The sequence below is a fragment of the Brevibacterium renqingii genome, from assembly GCF_017808095.1.
Lineage (GTDB): Bacteria > Actinomycetota > Actinomycetes > Actinomycetales > Brevibacteriaceae > Brevibacterium > Brevibacterium renqingii.
This window is the reverse complement of the sequence record NZ_JADBHG010000006.1, coordinates 138,160-164,428: the sequence shown is the minus strand read 5'-3', so window position 1 is coordinate 164,428 and position 26,269 is coordinate 138,160. Positions and strand designations below refer to the sequence as shown.

The following is a 26,269-nucleotide window of genomic DNA, read 5'->3' as shown; positions in this document are numbered from 1 at the left end:
TCACAGGCGAACGATGGTCTCTGCACCATCGGCGACGGTCAACCGCATGATCGTGTTCTGCTCGATGAGGCTCCAACCCTTGTGTTCGAGCCCAGAGGAGGACACGATCGTGGCGCCGTCGGCGAAGCGCTGCCAGCTCATCCGGTAGTAGTGATCATGATGGTCCGGCGGCAGCGGTCCCTGAAGATAGGGCACCTCGGTGCCGGCCGTGGCGTGGACGACGATCATCTCCTCAGGCGTGAGCAGCAGGAGGTTGATGCTCGGATGGTCGAAGTCCGCCCGCAGCATGCGCACGGTGCCGGTGACTGCGTCGAGCAGGGGCTCACCGTGTCGGGCCCGGCGGAGAACGAGTGCGAGGATGATCGCCGAATCGGTCGTGCCGCCGACCTGATCGATCTCTGCGATGCTCACGTATTCGCGCAGCCGCTCGATCGGACGCACGGAGCCGTTGTGCGCCAAAGCGATGTCCTCGGCGAGGAACGGATGCGTGTTCTCCTCGAGGTCAATCAGTCCTGTCGTCGCCATCCGCAGGTGGCAGATCCGTGCTTCCGTCGCCTCCGAATCCAATGCCCGAGTCAGCCGCGGATCTTCGGTGCCCACGTGGGGCGTGCGGAACCGGGCGATCGACTCGGTGTCGGAATCGAGCCACGCAGTTCCCCAACCGTCGTCGTGGACACTGCCCATCGACTGCCACTGGCGGCACTCATCGACACCGATGAGATCCGCGGCGGTCGTCGGGGTGGGGGAGATGAAACCGAGCAGCCTGCACATGAAGCCTCCTTCGCGCTGTCTCCAGGCTACCCCGCAGGCGGTGTGCAACTCCTGCGACTCTGTCTAGACTCGAGGCATGAAGATCACGGTACTCGAAGGCGATATCACCGAGACTTCCGTCGACGCCATCGTCAATGCCGCGAATTCGAGTCTGCTCGGAGGCGGCGGGGTCGACGGAGCCATCCACCGCGCGGCCGGCCCCGCACTGCTCGAAGCCTGCCGCGAGGTCAGGCAGACCACCCATGTGCGCGGACTGCCGCCGGGACAGGCGGTGGCGACGAGCGCCGGCGACCTCGGGGCGAAGTGGGTCATCCACACGGTCGGACCGGACCGGAATGCAGGGGAGGCCGATCCAGAAATCCTTGAGTCCTGCTTCGAGTCGAGTCTCAACCTCGCCGAGGAGGTCGGAGCCACCTCGATCGCGTTCCCGGCCATCGGTGGGGGAGTCTTCGGCTGGTCGCCCAGAGACGTCGCCGAGGCGGCTCACAGCGTCATCGTCGAAGGACGTGAGCGCGGACGCTGGGAATCGATCACAGAAGTCCAGTTCGTCCTCTTCAGCGAGCAGATGACCAGCGTGTTCTGTCAGGTCTTCGACCACGATCAGTGGTGAGGCGGCGCGCTCACACGATCGAGTGCCGCAGCTTGCGCACGATCGCCGCCGCCAGCGCCGCGGCACCGCAGCCGGCGGCTAACAGCAGCGGCACCCCGGAGATGAGGGACTCCACGACATACTCGGGTCCGGTCTGCAGGATCGGGCCCACGACCTTGACGAGGAGGAATCCGAGGATTGCGATGAAGAGGAAGAATGCCGCACTCTTGCCGAGTCGGACCGGCAGGCTCTTCGGATAGTCAGAGATTCTGGTTGTGCTCATCGTCGATCACCTTCGACATCGTCGGAAGGTCCAACCTGCTTGGACTCTGCTTCGAGGCTACTCCTCGAAGCAGAGCATGCTCTCAGAGATCGAAGGACGTTCGATGGGAATCGGCCCCGCACACAGCGCCTCAGCGCCGAGGCTGCCCACCGGGACGCACCAGACCGGTTTCATAGGCGAGGACGACGAGGGCGGAGCGATCGCGAGCGTCGAGGCGGGTGAGCAGTCGGCTGACATAGGTGCGTGCCGTGGCCGGGCTGAGGAACAGCTCGGCGGCGATCTCGGCATTGGTCAGGCCGCGACCGATGCAGCTGAGCACCTCGACCTCCCTTTCGCTCAGCCCCTCGAGCACACCGGCGTCGAGTTCGGCAGTGCGGCCATCGGCCACGGCACGCATCACCGCGGCGGTGATCGACGGTGCGAGCAGGGCGTCGCCGGCGGCGACCGTGCGGATCGCTGTGCGCAGATCGACGGGGGAGACGTCCTTGAGCAGGTAGCCGGCAGCCCCGGCTCGGATCGCCGAATAGACGTTCTCGTCCTCATCGAAGGTCGTCAGCACGAGGACTCTCACCCCGTCGAGAGCGGGATCGGTCACGATCGTCCGCGTCGCCTCGATGCCGTCCATGACGGGCATGCGGATGTCCATGAGCACGACATCGGGGCGCAGCTGACGCACATGGGACAGACCGGCTCGGCCATCGGCCGCCTCGGCGATGACGGTGATGTCCTCATCGCGCTCGGCCAGGGGTCGGAGGCCGGCTCGGACCAGTTCCTGGTCGTCGACGATGATGATGCGAATCGGTGCGTTCGGGCTCATGTGCTCTCCCCGTCATCAGCGGGCGGGCCCGCGGGCAGCCGGGCGCGGACGGTGAATCCGCGCTCGCCGGGACCGGCCGCGAAGTCTCCGCCCAGAAGGTGCACGCGCTCGCGCATTCCCCGGATCCCCGCCCCCTCCACCGGATCGTGGGCGAGACTGGTGCCGTCATCGGTGATGTCGAGGACGAGCTCGCTGCCGTCGAGGCCGATGGCGATGGCCACATGAGTCGCCGTCGAGTGGCGGAGGACATTGGTCATCGACTCCTGCACGATTCGGAACGCCACGGCATCGACATCTCGCGGCAGCCGGGCCGCATCGACGTCGACCTCCGCGCTCACCTCGAGCCCCGCCGCTCGGGCGGACTCGGTCACCCGTTCGAGCGAAGCCAGACCCAGTGCCCCAGCGGGAGACTGTGCGTCCAGCGATTCGTCGCGGAGGACCTTGACCGTGCCCCGCAGCTCACGCAGCGCCTCCGAGGTGGCCGTGCGCACCCGTTCGAGGGCGGCCGCCGCCTCCTCCGGGTCGCGTGCCTCGGCGGCCACCGAGGTGTGCAGGGCCGCCACGGACAGGGTGTGACCGATCGTGTCATGGAGGTCGCGGGCGATCCGCATCCGCTGGGACTGCATGCGTGAGGCCGCGGCCCGGGTCTGTTCCGCGGCCGTCAGCGCGGCGATGTGAGCGGCCTGGGCGCGCGTGTGCCGGACCAGTCGGACCACGGATCCGAGTGCGATCGCCGCGGCGGCCAGGGCCAGTTCGGTAACGAATCCGTAGCCGGTGAGGTGGGCACGGGGGTCGAGGTCGTCGAAGCGAAAGAAGGAGGACACGGCCACGAGGACCGCGGCGCCGACGACGGCCCAGGAGGTGCGACGCAGCTCGGCAGTCGAGAAGAGGGCGCCGACGGCCGGCAGCACCATGCCGATCGGCGGCAGGTCGAGCGCGTAATAGGCGAAGATGCCGAGGACGGTGACCGTGAGCACGATGATGGGCAAGTGCCGGCGCAGAAGCATGAGCGCCCCGAATCCGGCGGCCCAGACGAGGCCGGGAAACGGTGAGGTCTGTGCCGAATCCGCGGCGATGACCAAGGCGATGACCAGCGTCATCGCCACCGCCAGAGAGGCGTCGACCAGTCGGGAGTCGAGGCGCTCACGCGTGCGCGCCGCCCCGTCCGTCTCTCCTGCATCGTCGATGGCCATGGGTCCAGAATACGGAGCTTCGAGCGCCGGCGCAGTCGCTCGGCGTCGATCGGGCAGTCGCCTGCAGGCGACTGTGCCCGCGCCTCGGGGCGAAGGCAGCTGACGCTTCGGGGTCGATGTGCCGCAGCCGACGGAGCAGGAGGGTTGAGAGTATGAATGACAAACCCCGAACACGAGATCCTCTGTCCTGGCCGCTCATCGTCGGCCTGTCCTCTCTGGCCCTGCTGTGGCCGCTGACCGGGCTGTGGCCGGTCCTCGGGGAGGGGGCACCCCGGGCGATCATCCTCATCGGAATCACCGGCGCGGTGTGGATCGGGACCGTCGGTTTCGCCCGCCCCGCCCGCCCCGTGCTCACCCTGACCATCTGCGGCGCGGCACACGGGTTCATCAACCTCGCCTTCGGCGGGCTGCTTGCGGGCACCGGGGCGATCGGCGCCGGTCCCGCCATGCTCATGGCGTTCATCCCCAGCCTGGCAATGGGTGCGGGAGTCGGTGCGCTGGCCGGTCTGGCAGCCGCGGGCATCCAGGCGATGCTCGGTCGGCGGGAGGAACGATGAGACTGCGCAGACCCGCAGCGGTCGCGACCGTCTCACTGTTCGTCGCGGCCGGGCTGGCTGCGTGCGGAGTCTCGACCACCTCGGTGACGGAACCTGAGTTCACGAACGAACTGGCCATCCCACCGCTTGCCGACTCGCACGTTGAGGACGGAGTCCGCATCTTCGACCTCAGCGCGCAGGAGGGCACGAGGGAGTTCGCCGGCCAGGACGGGCCCACCCGCACCTGGGGGTTCAACGGCGACTTCCTCGGACCGACGCTGCGGGCCGATCGCGGTGAGGAGATCGCAGTCGACGTCGAGAACGATCTGACCGAGCCGACGAGCGTGCACTGGCACGGAATGCATCTGCCGGCGGACATGGACGGCGGACCGCACCAGATGATCGAACCCGGGCAGACGTGGACACCGCGCTGGCAGATCGATCAGGCCGCCTCGACGCTGTGGTACCACCCGCACCCGCATGGACAGACCGAGGATCATGTGTACAGAGGGCTGGCCGGAATGTTCATCATCGATGACGATGAGAGCAGGAAGGCCGAACTGCCGCATGAGTATGGCGTCGACGATCTGCCGCTCATCGTCCAGGACAAGTCCTTCGACGGAGACGGTGAGCTCGAACTCACCCACGACGGTGCCGAACCCGGGATGCTCGGCGACACCGTCATGGTCAACGGCACCATCGGAGGGGTGCAGAAGGTCACGACCGAGAAGGTCCGCCTGCGCATGCTCAACGGGTCGACGGCTCGCACCTATGCCTTCGAGTTCCCCGACCGGCCGATGACCCTGACCGCCGGCGACGGAGGCTTCCTCGACGAACCCGCCCAGGTGGACCGGCTTCGGCTCGCGCCGGGGGAGCGCGCCGAGGTGGTCGTGGGCTTCTCCCCGGGCGAGACCGTGCGGATGCGTTCGGCCGAGGTCGATCTCGGTGGAGTTGCGGTTCCGTCGACGATGGGCGGGTCCGACTCCTTCGACGTCCTCGAATTCCGTGCCGCCGATGACTTGGCGGCCTCGCCCGAGCCCGCGTGGTCGCCGTCGCGGCAGGCCGAGGAGGATGCGATGGACGAGGCCGATGCGGTCAAGACCAGGAAGTTCGAGCTCTCAGAGCGGGAGATCAACGGCGAGAGGATGGATATGAGCCGCATCGACGAGGTCGTCCACGTCGGTGACACCGAGGTGTGGGAGGTCCGCAGCTCACAGCCGATTCCTCACAGCTTCCATGTCCACGATGTGCAGTTCGAGGTGCTTGACGTTGACGGTGAGGCCCCGCCGGTGCCGATGAGCGGGCGAAAGGACACGATCTACCTCGAACCGAACCGCGTCTATCGACTCCTCATGCGCTTCGAGGACTACACCGACCCGCACCTGCCGTATATGTACCACTGCCATATGCTCCTGCACGAGGACGAGGGGATGATGGGCCAGTTCGTCGTCATCGACCCCGGTCAGGAGGACGAGGTCGGGGTGCCGGCCGGGCACGAGCACTGAGGCGGCGGCAATCCCCGGTCAACGTCCACTATGCAGACGAGGTGAGGCGAACAGGGCGCCGGGTCGGCTGGGAGCCTACCGGCCCAAAAGGCCTAGCCCTCCCGCATGCTCAGATCCCACAGGATCCGCAGCGCCTCGTCATCGAAGTCCTCGCCCGAATCGATGTCGGGAGCCCCGTCGTGGACTTCGGAGTGGAGCTGCTCCATCCGTCGGTCGAGCTGATCGGCGGCGTCAGCGGCCTCGGCGAGCTCCTCGATGAGCCGGGCGGGGACGTCTCCGTTGAACTTGTAGTGGATCTTGTGCTCGAGGCTGGCCCAGAAGTCCATCGCAATCGTCCGGATCTGCACCTCACAGATGACCGGCACCGGTCCGCCGCGGAGGAACACGGGCACCTCGAGGATCGCGTGCAGACTGCGATACCCGTTCGGCTTCGGGCGAGCGATGTAGTCCTTGATCTCGACGACCCGGATGTCATCCTGAGCGGTCAGGAGTTCGAGCACATGATAGGTGTCGGCGATGAAGCTGCAGGTGATGCGGATGCCGGCGATGTCGGTGATCTTCTGACGAATGACATCGATCTCGAGCGGCAGCCCGCGGCGGTGGACCTTCTGCAGCAGACTCCGCGGTGATTTCACTCGCGAGGAGATGTGCTCGATCGGATTGTAGCTGTGTGCGTGGAGGGACTCCTCGCGCAGAATCGAGATCTTCGTGAGCATCTCGTCGACGACGAAGCGATGCTGCATGAGCAGTCGGGAGAAGTCGAGGCGCAGGGCACGGAGGCTCTCGATCTGCTGCGGCGACATAGCCGATTCCCCTGATCTCATGATCCTCCCGATGTCTGAGTCCGTCTCAGTCTAGTCGGCGGCCAGATCCTGCGTGATCCTCGCCGAGGCGGTCCGCAGGGCGCGCATGATCGCAGGCGACCCCGTGTGGTGCTCGGAGCCGATGACGACGCCGAGGCCGGCGATCGCCACACCGTCCGTGCCGAAGACCGGCACCGTGATGCCGGTCGTGCCCTCGTCGATGTGCCCCGACAGCTCGGCGAAGTGGTGCGAGCGGATTGCCGAGAGCATTCTCCGCAGCGCGGCCGGATCCGTCGTCGTCTTCTCCGTGATCGCCGTCAACGGCCCCCGCAGATATGCCTCCCGCACGTGCTTGGGCGCATAGGCGAGCAGCACCAGCCCGCACGAGGAGGCATGCGCGGGCAGTCGCCCGGCCGTCTTCGACCGGTGGACGACCGCATTCGGCGCCGACATCCGCTCGATGATGAGCACCTCACGCTCGCGCAGGATGCCCAGCTGGGTGTTCTCGCCGACGAACTCATGGACGGCCATCATGTGCGGTCGGGCCACCGAGGCGAGGTCGACGGCGTCGGAGGCTCGATTCGACAGCTCCCACATCCCCACGCCGATCCGGATCCGCCCGGTGGGATCGCGCTGCAGCAGGTCATGGCGCATCATGTCGCCCACCAGCCGGTAGGCCGTGGACTTCGGCAGTTCGGCGCGGTCGGCGATCTCATCGGTGCTCAGGCTCTGATGGTCGGGGTCGAAGGAGGCGAGCACTCGGACGAGTCGATCGATCATCGATTCGCCGGATCGGGAGTTCGCCATGGACCTGATTCTAGCGGTGACGACACGAGATTCTCAATGAATGGGATCAGTGTGGCCAGTGGTGGTTCGGGTCACTAATGTGACGAGATGTGCACCACAGTCCGCTGTCGAGGGTGCCCCCGGATCCATCACTTCAAGGAGCATCACGTCGATGACGACAGTTACGGTTCGCCAGGCAGTCCACGAGCTCATGGCCTTCCATGGGATGACCACGATGTTCGGCAATCCGGGCTCCAATGAGCTGCCCTTCCTCAAGGATCTGCCCGCCCGCTACATCCTCGGCCTCCATGAGGCGACCGTCGTGGCGATGGCCGATGGATACTCGCAGATCACCAACCGTCCCACCCTGGTCAACCTCCACGCCGCCTCCGGCACGGGCAACGGCCTCGGGGCGCTGACGAACTCGGTGATCTCGAAATCGAAGCTCGTCATCACCGCCGGTCAGCAGGTCCGGGACATGATCGGACCCGAGGTCATGCTCGCCAATGTGCAGGCCCCGAAGCTCGCCGAACCGCTCGTCCACCAATCACTCGAGCCCCTGAGCGCTCACGATGTGCCCCGTGCCTTCTCCCAATCCGTCTTCGCCGCCGAACACGGACCCGTCTACCTCTCGGTGCCCTACGACGACTGGGACGCCGAGGTCCCCGCCGACCGGATCCGCCAGCTCTCCCGTCAGATCACCTCCGCCCGGACCGTCGACCCCGCCGTCATCGGTGAACTCGCACAGAAGCTGTGGTCGGCCTCGGCGCCGGTCCTCGTCCTCGGCCCCGAGGTCGACGACGAACGCGTCTGGCACACCACGATCGCCCTGTCCGAGGCCCTCGACCTCCCCGTCTGGGCCGCCCCGTCGCTGTCGCGTCTGCCGTTTCCGAACCAGCACCCGAACTTCCGCGGAGTCCTGCCCGCCGGCATCGCCCCGATCGAGCAGATCCTCGGGCCCCACGATCTCGCACTCGTCATCGGCGCCCCCGTCTTCCGCTATCACCAGTGGCAGCCGGGTCAGTACCTGTCCGAGACCACCGAACTCATCCAGGTCGGCGAGGACACGTCGGCGGCCGCTCGCGCGCCCTTCGGCGATGCCCTCATCGCCGACCCTGTCGAGACCCTCCTCGCGCTGGCGAAGACCCTCGACATCGCCGACCCAGCCGCAGAGTCCGATGCCCCCATGGCACCGACACGGGAGATCGCGCCTGCGGTCACCTCGGCGACCGACGGGGTCCTCCATCCGGAGGAGGTCTTCGCCGGCCTGCGCGAGACGATGCCGCGCGAGACCCGCTACGTCGTCGAATCCACCTCGACGAATGCGGCGTTCTGGGCGCAGATGGACCTCGAGGAGCCCGGCTCCTACTTCTTCCCGGCCTCCGGCGGGCTCGGCTGGGGACTGCCCGCCTCCATGGGCGTCGCCCTGGCCGACCCCGACCGTCCGGTCGTCGCGATCATCGGCGACGGCTCCGCCCACTACTCGATCTCGGCCCTGCGCACCGCCGTCGAGGAGGACATCGGCGTCATCATCGTCCTGCTGCGCAACGGCACCTACGGAGCACTCGACTGGTTCGCCGACATGCTCGGCGTCGACAAGGCCCCGGGACTCGATCTCGGCGAGGTCGACTTCGTCTCCATCGCCGCCGGCTACCAGATGCCCGCCGCACACGCCGCGGACGCCGCCGAACTCGACCGGCTGCTCGCCGAGGCACAGGAGCGCGCCGGCCGCGGGCAGGCCAGCTTGATCGAAGTCAACACCGAGAAGACCCGTCCTGAGAAGAAGTGAGGCAGACGATGAGTGAGAACACGTTCCTGGGATCCGACTGGCACGAGAAGATCTTCACCGGCACCTGGGCCGACGGCGCGGGGGAGACCTACGACGTCATCGAACCGGCCACGGGAGAGACCCTCGGCCGCCTCGGCACCGCCAGCGCCGATGACGTCAACGCAGCCGCTGCCCGCGCGGCCGCCGCACAGAAGGAATGGGCGCGCACGACCCCGGCCGAACGCGCCGCCGTACTCCGCCGCGCCGGAGCCCTGTGGGCCGAACACGCTGCGGAGCTCTCCGACTGGATCGTCCGAGAAGCCGGCTCCATCCCGGCCAAGGCCGCACTGGAGATCAGCTCCGCCGAACAGATCTGCTACGAATCGTCCGCCCTGCCCAGCCACCCCAAGGGACAGGTGCTGACCTCGAACGAACCGCGCTGGTCCTTCGCCCGCCGTGTTCCGGCAGGAGTCGTGTCCGTCATCGCGCCCTTCAACTTCCCGCTCATCCTCGGCATCCGCTCGGTCGCGCCCGCGCTCGCCCTGGGCAATGCTGTCCTGCTCAAGCCGGATCCGCGCACCGCCGTGTGCGCCGGAGTGGCCATCGCGAAGGTCTTCGCCGAGGCGGGACTGCCCGACGGTCTGCTCCAGGTCCTGCCCGGCGGGCTCGACGCCGGTGAAGCCGTCGTCGCCGCGCCCGAGGTCTCTGTCATCTCCTTCACCGGTTCGACCGCAGCCGGCCGCAAGGTCGGCGAGGCCGCCGGGCGCCTCCTCAAGCGCTGCCACCTCGAACTCGGCGGCAACAATGCGCTCGTCGTCCTGCCCGGCGCGGAGGTCGGTCCGGCCACCTCGGCGGGAGCGTTCGGCTCGTGGATGCACCAGGGGCAGATCTGCATGACCACCGGTCGCCACCTCGTCCACGAGTCCGTCTACGACGACTACGTCGAACAGCTGGCCGAGCGCGCGCGGAACCTGCCGGTCGGCAACCCCGCCACCGAGGACGTCGCGATCGGGCCGATCATCGACGAGAAGCAGCGCACCCACGTGCGCGAGATCATCGACAAGGCCACCGCCGACGGCGCCCGGCTCGTCGCCGGAGGAACGGGCGAAGGCGCCTTCGTCCCGCCCACCGTGCTCACCGACCTCAGCCCCTCGAACCCGGCCTGGTCGCAGGAGATCTTCGGCCCCGTCGCCCCCGTGGCCCGGTTCTCGACCCTCGAGGAAGCCGCCGAGATGGTCAACGACAGCGAATACGGGCTCTCGCTGGGCATCCTCGGTGACGTGGGCATGGCCATGGACCTGGCCGACCTCGTCGACACCGGCAAGGTCCACATCAACGAGCAGACCGTCTCCGACGAGGCCAACGTCCCCTTCGGAGGGATGAAGGACTCCGGCAACGGCTCCCGCTTCGGCGGGGCCGAGGCCAATATCGAGGCCTTCACCGAAACCCAATGGGTGACGATGCGCTCGTCCATCGCCCCGTACCCGTTCTGATCCGACCCGCCTACCACTCGGAGACACCGATGTCCTCAACCGCTCCTTCCGCGCCCGCCGCTGCCGCCAGTTCGGCGAGCCGGTGGCCTGCCGTCCTCTGCTGGCTCGCCGTCGCCCTCGAGGGCTTCGACCTCGTCGTCCTCGGCGCGGTGATCCCCGAGCTGCTCGCCACCGAGGCGATCGGATTCACCCCCGAGGCGGCCACCCTCGTGGCCACGCTCAGCCTCGTCGGCGTGGGCCTGGGCGCCGTATCCGTCGGCCCCGTCGTCGACCGGATCGGACGTCGGTGGGCGATCATCGGCTGCGTCATCGGCTTCAGCCTCTTCACCCTCTTCGTGGCCTTCGCCCCGAACGTCGCTCTGTTCACGCTGTTCCGGTTCATCGCCGGCCTCTTCCTCGGCGCCGTGATGCCCAGCTGCCTGGCCTATATCAGCGAATACAACAAGTCGGGCAAGACCGGCAAGGCGACGACCCTGACGATGACCGGCTACCATGCCGGTGCCGTCGGCATCTCGCTGCTCGCCGTCGCCTATTCGCACAACTGGCATCTGCTCTTCGTCGCCGGCGGCGTCGCGGGCCTGGTCATGGTTCCGCTGCTGTGGTGGAAGCTGCCCGAGTCGGAGGCGTTCCTCGCCGCTCAGGAGGCGAAGCGGAATCCGGCGGCCGCCTCGGCGACGGTGGAGTCCACGGTCAAGACGGGGATGGCCGGGCTCTTCGAGGGCAAGCTCGCGCTGGTCACCATCGGTGTGTGGGCGTCGAGCTTCATGGGCCTCCTGCTCGTGTACGGGCTCAACACCTGGCTGCCGAAGATCATGGCCGACGCCGGCTACGAGGTCTCGGACTCCCTCGTCATGCTCTTCGTCATGAACATCGGTGCCGTCGTCGGACTGATCCTGGCCGGCTGGCTGGCCGATAGGCACGGAACGAAGAAGATCGTGCTCATGTGGTTCGTCCTCGCCGCGGTCTTCCTCGCCGCCCTGAGCATTCCGATGACGAGTCAGGTCCTGCTCAACCTCGCGGTCTTCATCACCGGCGTCTTCGTCTTCTCCGCGCAGGTGCTCGTCTACGCCTTCGTCTCCGCGATCTACCCGGCGCAGGCGCGCGGCACCGCACTCGGCATGGCCTCGGGCATCGGCCGCATCGGTGCCATCGTCGGGCCGTTCATCACGGGTGCGCTCGTGACCGCGGGCATCGCCTACCCCTGGGGCTTCTACCTCTTCTCCGTGGTTGCCGTGCTCGGCTTCGCGGCCATGGTCATCGTGCCGAAGTCGGTGAAGTGACTACTCTGGAGCCATGACCCGCTGGATCGAAGCCGCTTTCGTGCGCGGCGGTACGAGCAAAGGCCTCTTCTTCCGTTCGGATGCGCTGCCCGAACTCGGCGACGACGGGGATGCGAGCCAGTGGGATGCGATCTTCTGCTCCGCGCTCGGATCCCCGGACTCGTTCGGTCGACAGCTCGACGGGATGGGCGGGGGCATCTCCTCCCTGTCGAAGGTGATGGTGGTCTCGGCATCGAGGCGTCCCGGAGTGGATCTCGACTACACATTCGCCCAGGTCGCCGTCGCCGAGGCGGTCGTGGACTACTCCGGCAACTGCGGGAACCTCTCGTCGGGGGTTGTGCCCTTCGCCCTGCAGTCCGGGCTGCTCACCGCAGCCGACGGGTGGCACGTGTTCCGCCTGTTCAACTCGAACACCGGGCAGTTCGTCGATGTGGGCCTCACGGTCGAAGACGGCCAGGCCGCCGTCGAAGGAGCGTTCGAGCTTCCCGGCGTCAGCGGCAGGGCGGCACCGATCGAGCTCATCTATCCCGACCCGGCAGGCAGCCGCACCTCAGATCTGCTGCCGACGGGTCGGCCGAGTGAGCCCATCGAGGTCGGAGGTGCACGGTTCGAGGTCTCCATGGTCGATGCCACGCTTCCGGTCGTCATCGTGCCGGCCGCGGCGATCGGCCTCAACGGTGATGAGTCACCGGAGGCCATCGACGCGAACCGGCCGTCGATGCTGCTCATCGCCGAGCTGCGCCGGAAAGCCGCGGTCCGCATGGGACTGTGCCAGAGCCCGGAGGAGGCACCGCAGGTCGTTCCGAAAGTCGCGATCGTCACCTCGCAGACGCCGACGACCCTGCTGGACGGGACGAAGCTGGCGGCCAAGGACTCCGATCTGCCGGTGCGCATGATCTCCATGGGCCAGACGCACAAGGCCGTGCCCGGAACCGGAGCCATGTGCCTGGCCGCCGCCGCACTCATTCCCGATACGATCGTCAACCGCATCATCACCCGTGCGGAGACTCCTGCGTCGGGCCCCGAAGTGCGTCTCGGAACCCCTTCCGGAGTCGTCACCGCCTCCGCTGTCTGGGACGCTGAGCAGAAGACGGTGACGGCGACCTCCCTGTTCCGCACCGCACGCGTGCTCATGCGCGGACAGGTCGCCGTCACGGTCTGAACGGTCTTCAACCACTGACGGCGGCCGCCCAGCCTCACTCGAGGCTGCGCGGCCGCCGTCAGTCAGCAGCGCTGAAAGCTCAGGCCTTGAGCTGGGCCGCGAGGGTGTGGAAGTCGCGGCTGGGGTTGCCGAAGCGGTGCAGCGTCATCGACACCGCCTGCTCCTGCACGTAGTACCGCAGCTCCACCCGCCCCGAGGACGTCACGGGTTCGTCGATGAGGGCGACCTCCGGACGAGGAGCGGCCGCGGCCAGCAGTTCGTCCTCGAGACGACCGAGGATGCGGATGCGCGCACCCACAGTATCGTCGTAGCGCCCCTGGCCGACCATCTCGGCGAAGCCCTGTGCCGACTCCGTACGCGCCGCGACCCCGGCGTTCGTGACGGCGATCTTCACATCGGCGGACACATCCTCGGCGACGGAAAGCTGCACGGTCGAGCCGACGGTCCGCGCCGCGTGCAGGGACCGCTCGAGGTCGAACAGGCTCGCCTCGGCCGTCACGCGCAGAGTGACCGGGCGCGAACGGTACCGGAAGATGTTCGCCTCGGCGCTCAGCTGTGACGGATCCTTCGCGGCCCCGAACTCGCAGTCGTTCCACCGCCGGTCATCGGCCTTCGCCGCCTCGAGGCTCTGTGCGGAGCCCTGGGCACCCGGCAGGGAGGCCGGGTCGTCAGCGAAGTGGCCGAAGAGCATGAGGTAGTTCGGACCGCCGGCCTTCGACCCCAGACCCACCGAAGACTGCTTCCAGCCGCCGAAGGACTGCCGGCGCACGATGGCACCGGTGATGCCGCGGTTGACGTAGGCGTTGCCGACCTCGACGCGGTCGAGCCAGGTGGCGACCTCTTCGGGGTCGAGCGAGTGGATGCCGCCGGTGAGGCCGAAGTCGACCGCGTTCTGGAACTCGATGGCCTCGTCGAGGTCACGAGCGTGCATGAGGCCGAGCACCGGACCGAAGACCTCGGTGAGGTGGAAGAACGATCCAGGCTTGACGCCGTCCTTGATGCCGGGGCTCCAGAGGCGTCCGGTGTCGTCGAGCTGCTTGGGCTCGAGCAGCCACGACTCGCCGGGCTCGAGCGAGGTCAGCGCGCGCCGCAGTTTGTCCGAGGGATCCTCGGTCAGCGGGCCCATCGTGGACGAGAGGTTGGCAGGCCAGTCGACGACCATCGACGCAGCGGCGTCGACGAGCTGACTGCGATAGCGCTCGGAGTCGTAGGTCGACCCGACCAGGATGCCCAGCGAGGCGGCCGAGCACTTCTGCCCGGCATGTCCGAATGCCGAATGCACGAGGTCGGCCATGGCGAGGTCACGGTCCGCGGCGGGTGTGATGACCAGGGCGTTCTTACCCGAGGTCTCCGCGTTGACGTGGAGTTCGGGCCGGAACGACTTGAACAGGGCAGCGGTCTCCGACGCACCGGTGAGTATGACCCGGTCGACGTCGGGATGCGAGACCAAGTGCTGGCCGAGCTCTCGTTCGATCGGGGCGCACAGCTGCAGCACATCGCGGGGGACACCGGCCTGCCACAGGCAGTCGACGATGAGCGCCGAGCAGTGCGGCGTCGGCTTCGAGGGTTTGTGGATGACAGCGGAACCGGCCGCCAGAGCCGCGACGGTGCCGCCGGTGGGAATCGCCACGGGGAAGTTCCACGGTGGGGTGATGACGACCATCTCATCGGGGGTGAAGGACGCCCCTTCGAGGTTCTCGAGCTCGAGGGAATTCAGCGCATAGTAGCGGATGAAGTCGATCGCCTCGGAGACCTCGGGGTCGGACTGTGCAGGCATCTTGCCCACCTCGGCGGCTTCGACGGCGAGGAACTCCGCGCGACGGGCGGCGAAGATGTCCGCGGCCCGGTGAAGGATCTCGGCCCGGCCGGCGGCCCCGAGCTCGCGCCAGTCCGCTGCGGCGGCCCGGCCGCGGGCGATCATCTCATCGAGTTCGGCAGTCGACTCCACGGCGGGAGCGTTCGGACGATCGTCGAGGTAACCGGGCGCGGTCGCCTCGGCGATGATCTTCCGCACCCACGCCTGGTTCGCCGGCAGAGAGGGGTCGGTGTCGGGTTCGTTGAAGAACTCCGTCGGGACAGACGTCTCACCGAGCGTCTCGGCCGAGCGGTCCTGGCGGCGGTTCGGTGCCGGGGCGGACTCGCCGTCGGCCTCGAGGGTGTCCTCGAGCTGCTTGACGGAGGCGGTGAAGCGGTCGGCCTCGCGCTTGAACACATCGTTGCCGTTGGCGAGGTCGAAGATGCCGGACATGAAGTTCTCGCTCGCCGAGTTCTCCTCGAGACGGCGGACGAGGTAGGAGATCGCGACGTCGAACTCCTTCGGATGCACGGCCGGAACGTAGAGGAGGAGGTCTCCGACGTCCTCGGTCACCGCGGCGGCCTGTTCGCTGGCCATGCCCTGGAGCATCTCGAATTCGACGCGGTCGGTGACCTCACGGTCGACGGAGAGGTGGTGGGCGAAGGCGATGTCGAAGAGGTTGTGGCCGGCCACGCCGATGCGCAGCCCCTTCATCCGCTCCGGGGTGAACAGCCAGTGCAGGACCCGCTTGTAGTTCGCGTCCGTGGACTGCTTCGAATCGCAGGTCGTCGTCGGCCACCCGGCGATCTCGGCGTGCACGGTCTCCATCGCCAGGTTCGCGCCCTTGACGAGGCGGACCTTGACGCCGACGCCGCCGTTCTCGACGCGTTCGGCGGAGAACTCGCTCAGCCGCTGGATCGCGCCGAGTGCATCGGGCTGGTACGCCTGGATGACGATGCCGGCCTCGAGGTTCTTGAATTCCGGCTCGGAGAGCAGGCGGGTGAACACCGCGATCGTGAGTTCGAGGTCCTGGTACTCCTCCATATCGAGGTTGACGAACTTCGCTCCGGTCGGAGCCTTCGCCGCCTGGCTGTAGAGGGGGCGGAGGCGATCGACGACATAGTCGACGGTCTCGTCGAAGGCCCACATCGAGATCTGGGAGGCGACCGAGGAGACCTTGACCGAGACGTAGTCGACATCCTCGCGGGCGAGCAGACGGTGGGTCTCCTCGAGGTGGTGATCGGCTTCGGTGTCGCCGAGCACGGCTTCGCCGAGGAGGTTGATGTTCAGCCGGTGGCCATCGCCGGTGAGCGTGGCCACGGTCTTGCCGAACTGCTTGTCGCGGGCGTCGACGACCATGTGGCCGACCATCTGGCGCAGCCGGGCGCGGGCGGCGGGCACGACGACCTGAGGGGCGACCTTGGCCAGGGCCGCTCCGGCCTTGATCTGCGCGCGGTCGAGGAACGACATGGTCTCGGGCGCGAGCTTGCCGACCTCGGCAAGGGCGTCGGCGGCAGCGTGCACGTCATCGGTGCGGACCACGCGATCGACGAACCCGACGGTGAAGTCGAGGCCGTTGTCGTCGGACAGGACCGCGGAGAGCCGTTCGGCGGCCGGATTCTTCGCCGCCGTCTTCGCCGTCGCCACCCGCAGCCACTTGCGGACGGTGTCGATCGACCGGACTGTGAGCTGATCGAGATCGGTATCGGTGTGCAGCAACTGTGCTCCCTGTCTGTCGTAGGCGGTGCTCTCACGCATCGACGCTGACCGTGGAGCTTTGACCTCAGTATGCGCCGCGGAATTCGGGTGGTGAAGAGGTCGAAGCGTCCCATACGCGTATTTGAGTCAGAAGTATTAGAATGGTGACATGTATTCCCCGGAGGACCGTCGTGCCGCGGTGGCGGCTCTGAAGACGGACACCATCGCCGAGGTGGCCGCGCGCACGGGTGCCTCACCGTCGACGCTGCGACGCTGGGCGGGCCGGCGCGACCTCGCGGACCGTCCCCGCAGCGGGCGCCCTCCGATCCAGGCTACGGCCGATCAAGTCGTCGAGGCGCTGGTCGCCACCGCCGGGGCCAGGATCTCGGGACGGGACTATTCGACCCGCGCGCTGTCGGAGGCGACCGGTCTGAGTCAGAGCATCGTCTCCCGGTCCGTGCGTTCGCTGACCGTCCCCGTCGCCGAGGTGACCGGAGGTCGCGAACTCGTCCTCGCGGCCAGCGGATTCCCCCTCGTCATCCTCGGCTTCCGCGCCGTCGACACTGGTGGCGACGACAGCAACGGCCGACCGGCAGTGCCGCCTCGGCGGATCCAGAGGCGCATCGCCGGGATCGCGGCGGCGCTGCGCTCGGCTGGTGTCCAACGTTGGGCACAGCGGTTCGGCAGTGAGCATCGACAGACCCCGACCGCCGATCTGCTGGCGCTGCTCGCGGGGGAGGAGAATGAGGAGCTCCTCGTCTTCGACCCCCTGGGCGAAGTCCCGGACGACACCGTCGCCGAAGCCGGACCCCGTGCGAGGGTGCACAGAGGCTTCGTGGAATTCGTCGCCGAACTCAAGAGCGTGCTCGCCGGCTGCCAGGACATTCCCGGCTCTCTGCTCGATCAGCTCGCTGCCCGCGTCAGGCATGGACTCGAGGGGGTGCTGTGGCGCGAATCGGTGCAGATCGAGCCGAGACGAACTTCTATTACTTCTGACTCAATGGAGATATCTTCGTGGCTGCCGAAGGAGACTCGTTCGATCACCGAGCACCTGGCGATCGCCCTGCGTGAGGAGATCATCGACTCCGGTTACGACCCCGGCGATCGGATCAATCCGCGGCTGCTGTCCCGACGCATGCGCGTGCCCCGTGCCTCCGTCGACGCGGCTCTGCGTCGGATGGTCGATGACAAGCTGCTCGACGGCTCTCGCGGAGGAGCCCGGATCCCGCTCATCACGACCGTCGACGTGCTCGACCTCTACGCCGCGCGCATGGCCATCGGGGAAGTCGTGCTGAGATCGCTGGCTCTGCGTCCGCAGCGCTACCTCGTCCCCGTGCAGCTGGCGCTGCGACAGGTCGAGGCCTCGGCGCCGACCCGCAGCGGAATCGACGTCGAGGACGCTGATCTGCACTTCCAACAGGAGCTGGCCCGGGCTTCGGGACTGCGCGAATCGGCGCGCACCTTCGAATCGCTCACGCTGCGCCTGCGGCTGTTCATCTCGATCCTCCAGCTCGACTACTCCCCGGCCAGCGACCGCATCGTCAGCGACGACCGAGCGATCTTCCGCTCCCTCAGCCGCTCGGATGCGAAGACCGCGATCGAGGTCTGGCGCGGCAAGGTCGACAATGCGGTCAGGCACATGGCCGGGCTGCTCGGCCGACGCCGCTTCGACCAGGAGCTGTGGACCCAGCTGACACGCAGCCTCGGGTGAACCCGGGCCGGGGGATCGAGCTCAGAGCCCGAGGAGCGCGATGGCGATGGTGAAGTACACGAGCAGTCCGCTGGCATCGCAGAAGGTCGAGATGAACGGCGTCGACACGACCGCGGGATCGACCCTGCACGCCTTGGCCGCGATCGGGATCGAGCCACCCACCACGGCCGCGATCGGGCAGTTGACCGTGAGCGTGAGCGCGATGACCGCACCGATCTCGATGCCGTAGAGAGGAGAGGCGATCGCAAATGCCGGTACGGCCAGCAGCACACCGAGCAGCAGACCTGTCGTCAGCTCCTTGCCGGCTACCCGGAGGAAGTCGCGCAGACCGATCTCGTCCATCGCCAGCGCCCGGGTCACAGTCGTCGCGGCCTGTGAGCCCGTATTGCCGCCGATGCCGGTCAGCAGCGGGATGAAGAGCGCGAGTGAGACCACCTCGGCCAGCGTCGATTCGAAGATCTCGAGCACATGGACGGTGAGCACCGCCGAGATCGCGAGCACGAGCAGCCATACGATGCGGGTACGCGCGATCGTGAGGATCGAGGTCGGCAGATACCGGCGGTAGAGCGGCTGTGTGCCGCCGGACAGCGCGTAGTCCTCCTCGTCGGCCTCGGCGATGATGCGTGCGGCGTCCTTGATCGGCAGGATCCCGACGAGGCGGCCCTCACGATCGCCGATGGGCAGGACCGTGACGTCCTCGCGCAGGGCGGCCCTGGCGGCAGCCTCCATATCGTCATCAGTGTGTGTGATCTCCTCGACGGGCACTGCCAACTCGTCCACACAGGTGGCGGGCGCGAAGCGGAGGAGCTCGAGGGCATCGAGAGTGCCGACGATCCGACGGTCGGGTGTGAGGACGGGGATGAGGCGGACGTCCTCGAGGTCGACCTCGGTGTCGCGCAGTCGCCCGGTCACCTCGGCGACGGTGTCGTTCGTCCATGCGATGACGGCAGTCGGTGACATCCGGCGGGCGATCGAATTCCGGCCGTAGCCGGCGATCGCCATCACCGCGCCGAGGTCGGAGGCGGGGACAGCGCTCAGCAGCTTCGTGGTGACGTTGGCGGGCAGCTCATCGACGAGGCGGCCCTGATCCTCGGGGTCGAGGTCGCTGAAGATCGTGCTCAGCTCCTCCGTGTGGAGGGCATCGATGATATCGGACCGGGTGCCGCGGTCGAGGTCGTCGAAGACCTCGACGGATTCGTCCTTGGGCAGGAGTCGGAAGACGATCGCGGCTTCGGTGGCCGAGAGCTCGGCGATGAGCTCGGTGGTCGCATTCGGACCGAGACCGCGGATGGCGGCACCGAGGGCGGCGAGGTCGCGGTTGTCGGTCAGTGAGCGGATGGTGGCGGCGTCGAGGACAGAGGTCATGACGTACTCCAAGCAGAGTCGAGTCGACGCGTGCGAGTCCGGCAGGCGTCAGCGGAGGTGGGGGAGGGGGCACAATCGACTGTCGGAATCCATTGACTACCACCTCCCTGGAATCTGCTCGAAGGAACTTCCGTGCGCGCCCTTGAAGCGCGATCCGAGTCTAACCGAATCCGGTGAGCCGAACGGAAACCGGGGGGAGTGCGCTCGCAGCCGGCTGGTATAGATTTGGGGAGGAGCGAAGCCGAGGAGGAGAACCGAACCGTGGAGACTTTGGTTGTGGGCGTGGCCGGCGGCACCGGCAGCGGAAAGACGACGCTGACCAGGGCGCTGCTGGACAAGTGCGAGGGCCCGCCCTCCGTGCTCTACCACGACAACTACTACAGACGGCGCGACGAGCTGACTTACGAGGAGCGCGAGAAGGTCAACTACGACGATCTCGACGCCTTCGACAACGATCTCTTCGTCGACCATCTCACGGCGCTGCGGGCCTCCCGACCGGTCGAGAGCCCGGTCTACGACTTCTCGATCCACAATCGCAGCGATGACACGACCCTGGTCGAGCCCTCATCGGTGATCATCGTCGAGGGGATCCTCATCTTCGCGGAGCCTCGCATCTGCAGTCTGCTCGACATCAGGCTCTTCGTCGACACCGATGCCGATGTGCGTCTGCTGCGTCGGATCAAGCGCGATGTCGTCGATCGCGGACGGACCCTGCAGTCGGTCGAGGACCAGTATCTGGGCACGGTCAAGCCGATGCACGAACTGTATGTCGAACCCTCGAAGCGCAACGCCGACGTCATCATTCCCGACGGCGGCCACAACATCGTGGCCATGGACATGGTCCTCAACCGGATCCAGCGCGGGGTCCGGTAGGAGCAGCCTTCGGTTCTCGGCTGTGTCAGTGCCGCGCGGTACCGTCTTCATATGGACGCCGACACCGTCCGGGACCCGATGGAGAGGCCCGATCCGCTGGCCGAGATCGCTCGGTTCGGAGCCTGCCTGCGTGCGTTGCCCACCGGCGGCACCGAGGCAGAGACGCTTGCCAGGATCACTGCGCTCGAAGAACTCAGAGCCACTGTCGCGTCGGTCCAGGCCAGAGAGGCCGTGGCTTTCGAGAAGCTGCGCCGCGAACGGGACCGGACCAATGGGGTGCCCGCGCGTGAATGCGGCGTCCGCGCCGGCGATGAGGTCGGTCTGGCCAAGAGGGTCTCGCCCGGTTCGGGGCGGAAGTTCCTGAGCACGGCCCGCACGGTCGTCAACGGCATGCCCCAGACGTTCGAGGCGCTGGCGATGGGCAGGATCTCCGAGGACAAGGCGCGCATCATGGTCGAGGAGACCGCAGTGCTCCGTCCCGATGACCGCCGCAGAGTCGACTCCAGGATGAAGCGCAGTCTGGAACCGGCGGGACTGCGCAGCCTGCGCACCGAAGTGCGGGCGATGAGCTGCGAAATGGACGCCGAGGCGGCTGCGAAGCGCGCGGCGAAGGCGGCGTCGCACCGGCGGGTGAGTCTCACTCCGCTCGACGACGCCATGGGACGGGTCTCGGCGATACTGCCGATGCCGCAGGCGCTCGCCGCCTTTGAGAGCCTCAAGTCCGGAGCCGACACGATCATCGCCGGCGGCTCGGCGAACGGGCGGAACCGGCAGCAGGTCATCGCCGACACCTTCGTCGAACGACTGAGCGGACAGGCGACGGCGTCGGCCGTGCCCGCGGAGATCCATATGCTGGTCGAGGCCGAATCACTGCTCTCCGACGGAATGGTGCCCGCCTGGCTGCCCGGATACGGTCCGCTGCCTGCGAAGACGGCTCGCGAGTTCGTCACCGCGAATGAGGCGCGGGTGTTCGTCAGCAGACTCTTCGCCCGGCCCGAGGACGGACAGCTGGTGAGGATGGAAGCGCGCGGCCGGGAGTTCTCCGGCAGGCTGCGTCAGATGATCGTCTTCCGCGACGACGTGTGCCGCACCCCCTGGTGCGATGCTCCCATCAGACACGCCGATCACGCCGAATCGTACGCCGATGGCGGGCAGACCACCTGGGAGAACGGTTCGGGACTGTGTGCGGCCTGCAACTATGCGAAGGAGCATCCGGGCTGGAGGCACGATGCCACCGCTGAGGGACTGACGGTCACGACACCCGGCGGACGGACCTACGAGGTGATGACCCCGCCGGTCGTGCGCCGCATGCGCTACCCCCGCGCCGGGCCCTGCGCGGACTCCGCCGGGCCGCTGCCGCCGGCAGAGGACTGGAGGATGGTCTTCTCCCGGTTCCTCGAGCCGGAGCGACCCGGGGCCCGGGAGGAGCCCGGGCTTCCGGAACACCGGTCCAGCGAGACCGTGAGGATCGAACCGCCCGCCGAGCTTCCCCGGAAGCTTCCGCCTCGATACTGCACCCGTGCCCGACAGATCGCCGAATGGCGCAGACGCAACCGGCATCTGCGCCCCTCGGCAGACTGCCTCGCAGGCAATCCCTTCGAAGAGCAGCTGGCGCTCATGGTCTTCGGTCCCGACTGAACGGCCCCTGGCGGTGACGGTCCGGGCGGTGTCGGATCTGCAACATCACCGGAACATCCGGCACATGAGAACCGCGGAGAATCGTTCTCATGGACAGACCAGACAGTGACGGCGGTCGACGACTGAATCTCGCGGCCAGAGTGCTGCCGCTGGGCGCGGTGGCGTGCTGGATGATCACGATCGTCGTTCCCGTCCTCGACAGCGGTGACCCGGATTCGACGCGGATCCGGGTCACCTCCCTCGGCTTGTCGCCCATCGACATGAATGACCTCGACGAGGTCTACCTCCTGCTCTGGATCGTGATCCTCGCCGGTGCGGTCACGGCCTGGCTGCTCGCCGCATCCAAATGGTGGTCGGTGGCCGCGATCGTCCTCGGCACAGTGCTGTGCCTGCGACTGCTGCAGATGGTCGTCGACCCGCCGTTCCTGATCTGGGACGGGCAGACTGCAAGCGGTCTTCCCGCCGGCGGGATGGAGATCGCCTATCCGGCGCCGGGCTTCGTCTTCTGGATCCTCGGCAGTCTGTGCTTCGTCGCGGCCGGAGTCTGCGGATTGACCGCCGAAGCCCGAAAGACCCGGCACCGACGAGCACGACTCAAACGCTGCTCGAAGAAGCACCACGGCCCCGCCGCATGAGAGCTCACTTCACAGGGGCGAAGACTCCGGCGAAGAACTCACCGATCTCGGCATGTGCCTCGAGCGGGAAGATGCCGGACACGTACTGGTCGGGTCGCACGACGACGACGGCGCCGTCACGGCTGATCCCGCGCGCGGCGAAGATGTCCTCATCGGGCAGGGCGGCATAGATCTTCTCCACGTACTCGAGGCCGAAGGCACCCACGTGCGGGCGGAAGACGGTCGGCACATCGGGGAACGAGAACTCCTTGTGCTCCTGCTGGTAGACCACGCTGAGCTCGATGAGGGCGTCGAGGTCCTCACCCTCCCGCCGATAGGCCACCAGCGGGGAGGCCGGATCGGATTCGAGCCACGACGCCAGGGCCTCGACCTTCGACCTGGCGGTTCCGGCGTCGCCCTCACCGGAAGTCGGCGCGGCGCGATCCGCGAAGACGTACATGCGCCAGCGACCGTCGGCCCTGGCCTCATGACCGAGGTGGATGAAGTTCGCATCGCAGCTGCGCTGGACGCGTGCGGACTTGAACCGTCTGCCGATCGGGAACCCGTCGGCCAGGTCCTGATGCTTCGAGGATGTCGTGATCATCGACTCTGTGTACTCGGTCATGAAGCCGGCGGGGAACTCGGCGGTCTTGACGTAGAAGTCCTCGAGGTAAGCCTTGTCGGGAAGCTCCTCCTGCGGGGTCGCCATGAGCGTCGACCATTCCTTGTCGAAGTCGATGAGGTTCTTCGCCGTCACCTGACGCTCGGCAGAATAGGTCCGCAGCAGCTCCGTCGACGACCGGCCCGAGACGACCTGACCGAGCTTCCATGCGATGTTGAACCCGTCCTGCATCGACACATTCATGCCCTGCCCGGCCTTCGCCGAATGCGTGTGGCAGGCGTCGCCGGTGATGAACACCCGAGGGCAGGAGGAGCCCGGGTCGGTCTCGTCGGTGTCGTCGAAGGCATCGGTGAGACGATGTCCGACCTCGTAGACCGAATGCCAGGCCACGTTCTTCACATCGAGGCTGTAGGGCGCGATGATCGCGTTCGCCCGGCGGATGATCTCGTCGATGCTCGTCTGCCGCACCTGGCGCGCGTCGTCCTCGGGAACCTCGCCGAGGTCGACGTACATGCGGAACAGGTGTCCTCCCTCGCGGGGGATGTGGAGGATGTTGCCGTGCTTCGAGGAGATCGCACACTTCGTTCGGATATCGGGGAAGTCCGAATTCGCGAGCACATCCATCACGCCCCAGGCGTGGTTGGCCTGGTCACCGGTCATCGTGCGACCGATGGACGAACGCACCTTCGAGCGGGCTCCATCGCATCCGACGACGTAGCCGGCCCGGATGATGCGCTCCTCGCCGGCGCGCTCACCGGCGGTGTAGCGGACTGTGACGGAGACCGGATGATCCGTCGCGGGGGAGTCCGCGGCACCGCTGTCGACGGCGAGGTCGACGAATTCGATGCCGTAGTCGGGAGTGATCCGGCCCGGGGACTGGACGGCGAACTGGGCGAAGTAGTCGAGAACCCGAGCCTGGTTGACGATGAGGTGCGGGAACTCGCTGATTCCGTGTTCGTCGTCCTTGGGCCGACCAGTGCGGATGATGTGCTCGGGGTTCTCCGGGTCCGGATTCCAGAACGACATCTCCGTGATGTGGTAGCCCTCGCGCATGATCTCCTCGGCGAAGCCGAACGCCTGAAAGGTCTCGACCGAACGGGCCTGGATCCCATCGGCCTGACCGATGACCAGGCGGGAACCGCGCTTCTCGATCATCCGGGCATTGACCTCGGGATACTGCGAGAGCTGGGCGGCCGCGATCATCCCGGCGGGTCCGCTGCCGACGATGAGGACATCGACCTCATCGGGCAGGTCCTGGCTGCGATCGATTCCGTACCCGGCGGCCTCTTCGATCCGCGGGTCAGCGGACACGTAGCCGTTCTGATGGAAATGCATGTCAACCTCCGGTTCATGACACGTCGTCGTGATACTCGAATACTAACAGTTCATATACGATCCGATGATCCGGTGGTGGTCCCGGTCACCGTTGTCGCAGGTCATTCGCGCGCGGTCGCCTCGACGCTGTGCTTGTCCGGACCGCGGTGCTTGTCCTGTCCGCGGCGCTCGACGTCGTCGCGGTGCTTGGAGCGGATCCCGATGACCGGGCTGACCGCCTGCTCGTCCTCATGGTCGGGGCCGAGCGGAATCCCGGTGCGATCGCGCAGGACCGAGGTTGCCGCCAGGGCGAGCACGGCCACGACTGCCAGGTACAGGGCCACCGAGGCCGTCGTGCCGGTCGCCGACACCAGGCCCTTCGCGATGGTCGGGGCGAAGGCCCCGCCGAGGATCGAGCCGATGGCGTAGGAGACCGAGACTCCGGAGAAGCGGACGCTGGAGGGGAAGAGCTCGGCGTACATCGCCGGCTGCTGGCCGTAGGTGAAACCGAGCCCGACGGTGAGGACGATGAGCCCCAGCAGGAGCATTCCGGCGCTGCCGGTGTTGACCAGCGGGAACAGGGCGACGATGCCGATGAGCAGGAAGGCCCAGCCGAGGAGATAGCAGTTCTTGCGCCCGACCCGGTCCGAGACGGCACCGGCGATGATCGTGAAGACCAGCCAGGACACCGCCGAGGCGGCCACGGCCCACAGCACGGGACCGCGCTCGAGGCCGATGGGGCCGGCGGGATCCGTGGCGTAGTTCTGGATGTAGCCGCCGGTGGTCATGTATCCGGCCGCGTTGTTGCCCATGAAGACCAGCGAGGCGAGGACGACGAGCAGCCAATGGCTCTTGAACAGCTTGCCCAGCGGGTTCGTCACCTGCTCCTTGCGTTCGGCGATCTCGTGGAAGACCGGGGACTCCTCGACGCCCCGACGGATCCAATAGCCGACGAAGACGAGCACGACGGAGAGGTAGAAAGGCACCCGCCAGCCCCATTCGAGGAAGGCATCGCCCGGGGCGATCGAGGTCATCAGCGCCAGCACTCCCGAGGACAGGAGCAGGCCGATCGAGACGCCGATCTGCGGGAAGGAGCCGCGCAGCCCGCGGGACTTCTCGTCCGCATGCTCGACTGCGAGCAGAACCGCTCCGCCCCATTCGCCTCCGGCCGAGATCCCCTGGACGATGCGCAGGGCGATGAGCAGGATCGGGGCGAGGACGCCTGCCGATTCGTAGGTCGGCAGGAAGCCGATGAGCGCCGTGGCCGCACCCATGGCGATGAGGGTGATGATGAGGACCACCCGGCGGCCGAGCTTGTCGCCGTAGTGTCCGGCGAGGAAGGCGCCGAGCGGCCGGAAGAGGAAACTGATGCCGACGGTCGCGAAGGCGACCATGGTCGACAGCGTCGAGCCGAGCGGGCCGAAGAAGAGTTCGTTGAAGATCAGTCCCGAGGCCGCCGCGTAGAGGAAGTAGTCGTACCATTCGATACTCGTGCCGACGACGGTCGCGAACGCCACTCGGGTCTGGGTGTGCTTCTGTGCTGCCATGACTTCTGTGTCCTGTCGTGCATGTGCGGTGTCTGCCGGACACCTTCGCTGTGTCCTGGATTACTTGTCCTCGGGAACCGTATCATATACGATCTCTCGTGAAGCC

The 26,269-nt window shown here is 67.2% G+C and carries 21 protein-coding genes; 11 read left to right on the top strand and 10 right to left on the bottom strand.

Annotation, left to right across the window (positions count from 1 at the left end; translation table 11 throughout):
- Positions 1-771 carry a class II glutamine amidotransferase gene (locus tag IIE29_RS12600; protein WP_209325646.1) on the bottom strand — a complete coding sequence of 257 codons (771 nt, stop codon included), beginning with the start codon at positions 769-771 and terminating at the stop codon, positions 1-3.
- 76 nt (positions 772-847) lie between these two features.
- Here IIE29_RS12600 and IIE29_RS12595 point away from each other — a divergent pair, with 76 nt between their 5' ends.
- Complete coding sequence (locus IIE29_RS12595) at positions 848-1,381, top strand: O-acetyl-ADP-ribose deacetylase (protein WP_209325645.1); 534 nt, start codon at positions 848-850, stop codon at positions 1,379-1,381.
- 10 nt (positions 1,382-1,391) lie between these two features.
- On the opposite strand, the gene IIE29_RS12590 is transcribed toward IIE29_RS12595, so the two are convergent.
- The 3 genes from IIE29_RS12590 to IIE29_RS12580 all read right to left on the bottom strand — a co-directional run bounded on the left by IIE29_RS12590 (position 1,392) and on the right by IIE29_RS12580 (position 3,653).
- Positions 1,392-1,643, bottom strand: a complete 252-nt coding sequence (locus IIE29_RS12590) for a hypothetical protein (RefSeq protein WP_209325643.1) — start codon at positions 1,641-1,643, stop codon at positions 1,392-1,394.
- 130 nt (positions 1,644-1,773) lie between these two features.
- Complete coding sequence (locus IIE29_RS12585) at positions 1,774-2,460, bottom strand: response regulator (protein WP_209325641.1); 687 nt, start codon at positions 2,458-2,460, stop codon at positions 1,774-1,776.
- Complete coding sequence (locus IIE29_RS12580) at positions 2,457-3,653, bottom strand: sensor histidine kinase (protein WP_209325640.1); 1,197 nt, start codon at positions 3,651-3,653, stop codon at positions 2,457-2,459. Before IIE29_RS12580 ends, IIE29_RS12585 begins: the two co-directional genes overlap by 4 nt.
- 152 nt (positions 3,654-3,805) lie before the next feature.
- On the opposite strand from IIE29_RS12580, the gene IIE29_RS12575 reads away from it, so the two are divergent.
- Together IIE29_RS12575 and IIE29_RS12570 are read left to right on the top strand one after the other, a co-directional pair.
- A complete protein-coding gene (locus IIE29_RS12575) occupies positions 3,806-4,210 on the top strand; it encodes a hypothetical protein (protein WP_209325638.1) in 405 nt (134 codons plus the stop codon).
- Positions 4,207-5,694 (top strand): multicopper oxidase family protein, encoded by a 1,488-nt coding sequence (locus tag IIE29_RS12570; RefSeq protein WP_209325637.1) that lies wholly within the window; start codon positions 4,207-4,209, stop codon positions 5,692-5,694. The genes IIE29_RS12575 and IIE29_RS12570 overlap by 4 nt, the downstream gene beginning before the upstream one ends.
- A gap of 92 nt (positions 5,695-5,786) precedes the next feature.
- On the opposite strand, the gene IIE29_RS12565 is transcribed toward IIE29_RS12570, so the two are convergent.
- Together IIE29_RS12565 and IIE29_RS12560 are read right to left on the bottom strand one after the other, a co-directional pair.
- Complete coding sequence (locus IIE29_RS12565; protein ID WP_246475933.1) at positions 5,787-6,497, bottom strand: GTP pyrophosphokinase; 711 nt, start codon at positions 6,495-6,497, stop codon at positions 5,787-5,789.
- A 51-nt stretch (positions 6,498-6,548) separates the two neighbouring features.
- Entirely contained in the window at positions 6,549-7,304 is a 756-nt protein-coding gene (locus IIE29_RS12560; RefSeq protein WP_209325635.1) for an IclR family transcriptional regulator, read from the bottom strand.
- Between the two features lie 151 nt (positions 7,305-7,455).
- On the opposite strand from IIE29_RS12560, the gene mdlC reads away from it, so the two are divergent.
- Genes mdlC through IIE29_RS12540 form a run of 4 tightly spaced genes read left to right on the top strand, consistent with a single transcriptional unit; the run spans position 7,456 to position 12,986 of the window.
- Positions 7,456-9,072: a benzoylformate decarboxylase gene (gene mdlC, locus IIE29_RS12555; protein ID WP_209325633.1), complete on the top strand. Its 1,617-nt coding sequence runs from the start codon at positions 7,456-7,458 to the stop codon at positions 9,070-9,072.
- Between the two features lie 8 nt (positions 9,073-9,080).
- Positions 9,081-10,544, top strand: coding sequence for a benzaldehyde dehydrogenase (locus tag IIE29_RS12550; protein WP_209325632.1), 1,464 nt, complete (start codon positions 9,081-9,083; stop codon positions 10,542-10,544).
- Between the two features lie 29 nt (positions 10,545-10,573).
- Entirely contained in the window at positions 10,574-11,824 is a 1,251-nt protein-coding gene (locus tag IIE29_RS12545) for an MFS transporter (RefSeq protein ID WP_209325630.1), read from the top strand.
- A 13-nt stretch (positions 11,825-11,837) separates the two neighbouring features.
- Positions 11,838-12,986, top strand: a complete 1,149-nt coding sequence (locus IIE29_RS12540; RefSeq protein ID WP_209325628.1) for a PrpF domain-containing protein — start codon at positions 11,838-11,840, stop codon at positions 12,984-12,986.
- A 79-nt stretch (positions 12,987-13,065) separates the two neighbouring features.
- On the opposite strand, the gene IIE29_RS12535 is transcribed toward IIE29_RS12540, so the two are convergent.
- A complete protein-coding gene (locus IIE29_RS12535) occupies positions 13,066-16,539 on the bottom strand; it encodes a bifunctional proline dehydrogenase/L-glutamate gamma-semialdehyde dehydrogenase (protein ID WP_209325627.1) in 3,474 nt (1,157 codons plus the stop codon).
- A 109-nt stretch (positions 16,540-16,648) separates the two neighbouring features.
- Between IIE29_RS12535 and IIE29_RS12530 the strand changes: the two genes are divergently transcribed.
- Positions 16,649-18,190, top strand: coding sequence for an FCD domain-containing protein (locus IIE29_RS12530; protein WP_209325625.1), 1,542 nt, complete (start codon positions 16,649-16,651; stop codon positions 18,188-18,190).
- 21 nt (positions 18,191-18,211) lie between these two features.
- Here IIE29_RS12530 and mgtE read toward each other — a convergent pair whose 3' ends face one another.
- Complete coding sequence (gene mgtE, locus IIE29_RS12525) at positions 18,212-19,555, bottom strand: magnesium transporter (protein WP_209325623.1); 1,344 nt, start codon at positions 19,553-19,555, stop codon at positions 18,212-18,214.
- 261 nt (positions 19,556-19,816) lie between these two features.
- On the opposite strand from mgtE, the gene udk reads away from it, so the two are divergent.
- The 3 genes from udk (at position 19,817) to IIE29_RS12510 (ending at position 22,701) form a co-directional block, all read left to right on the top strand.
- On the top strand, positions 19,817-20,428 hold the full coding sequence (gene udk, locus IIE29_RS12520) for a uridine kinase (protein ID WP_209325621.1): 612 nt from the start codon (positions 19,817-19,819) through the stop codon (positions 20,426-20,428).
- A 51-nt stretch (positions 20,429-20,479) separates the two neighbouring features.
- Positions 20,480-22,066, top strand: coding sequence for an HNH endonuclease (locus IIE29_RS12515; protein WP_209325619.1), 1,587 nt, complete (start codon positions 20,480-20,482; stop codon positions 22,064-22,066).
- An 89-nt stretch (positions 22,067-22,155) separates the two neighbouring features.
- On the top strand, positions 22,156-22,701 hold the full coding sequence (locus IIE29_RS12510; RefSeq protein ID WP_209325618.1) for a hypothetical protein: 546 nt from the start codon (positions 22,156-22,158) through the stop codon (positions 22,699-22,701).
- A 4-nt stretch (positions 22,702-22,705) separates the two neighbouring features.
- Here the strand turns inward: IIE29_RS12510 and IIE29_RS12505 are convergent, their stop codons facing one another.
- Positions 22,706-24,637 carry an FAD-binding monooxygenase gene (locus IIE29_RS12505; protein WP_209325616.1) on the bottom strand — a complete coding sequence of 644 codons (1,932 nt, stop codon included), beginning with the start codon at positions 24,635-24,637 and terminating at the stop codon, positions 22,706-22,708.
- Between the two features lie 101 nt (positions 24,638-24,738).
- Positions 24,739-26,163, bottom strand: a complete 1,425-nt coding sequence (locus tag IIE29_RS12500) for an MFS transporter (protein ID WP_209325614.1) — start codon at positions 26,161-26,163, stop codon at positions 24,739-24,741.
- Positions 26,164-26,269: the final 106 nt, after the last annotated feature.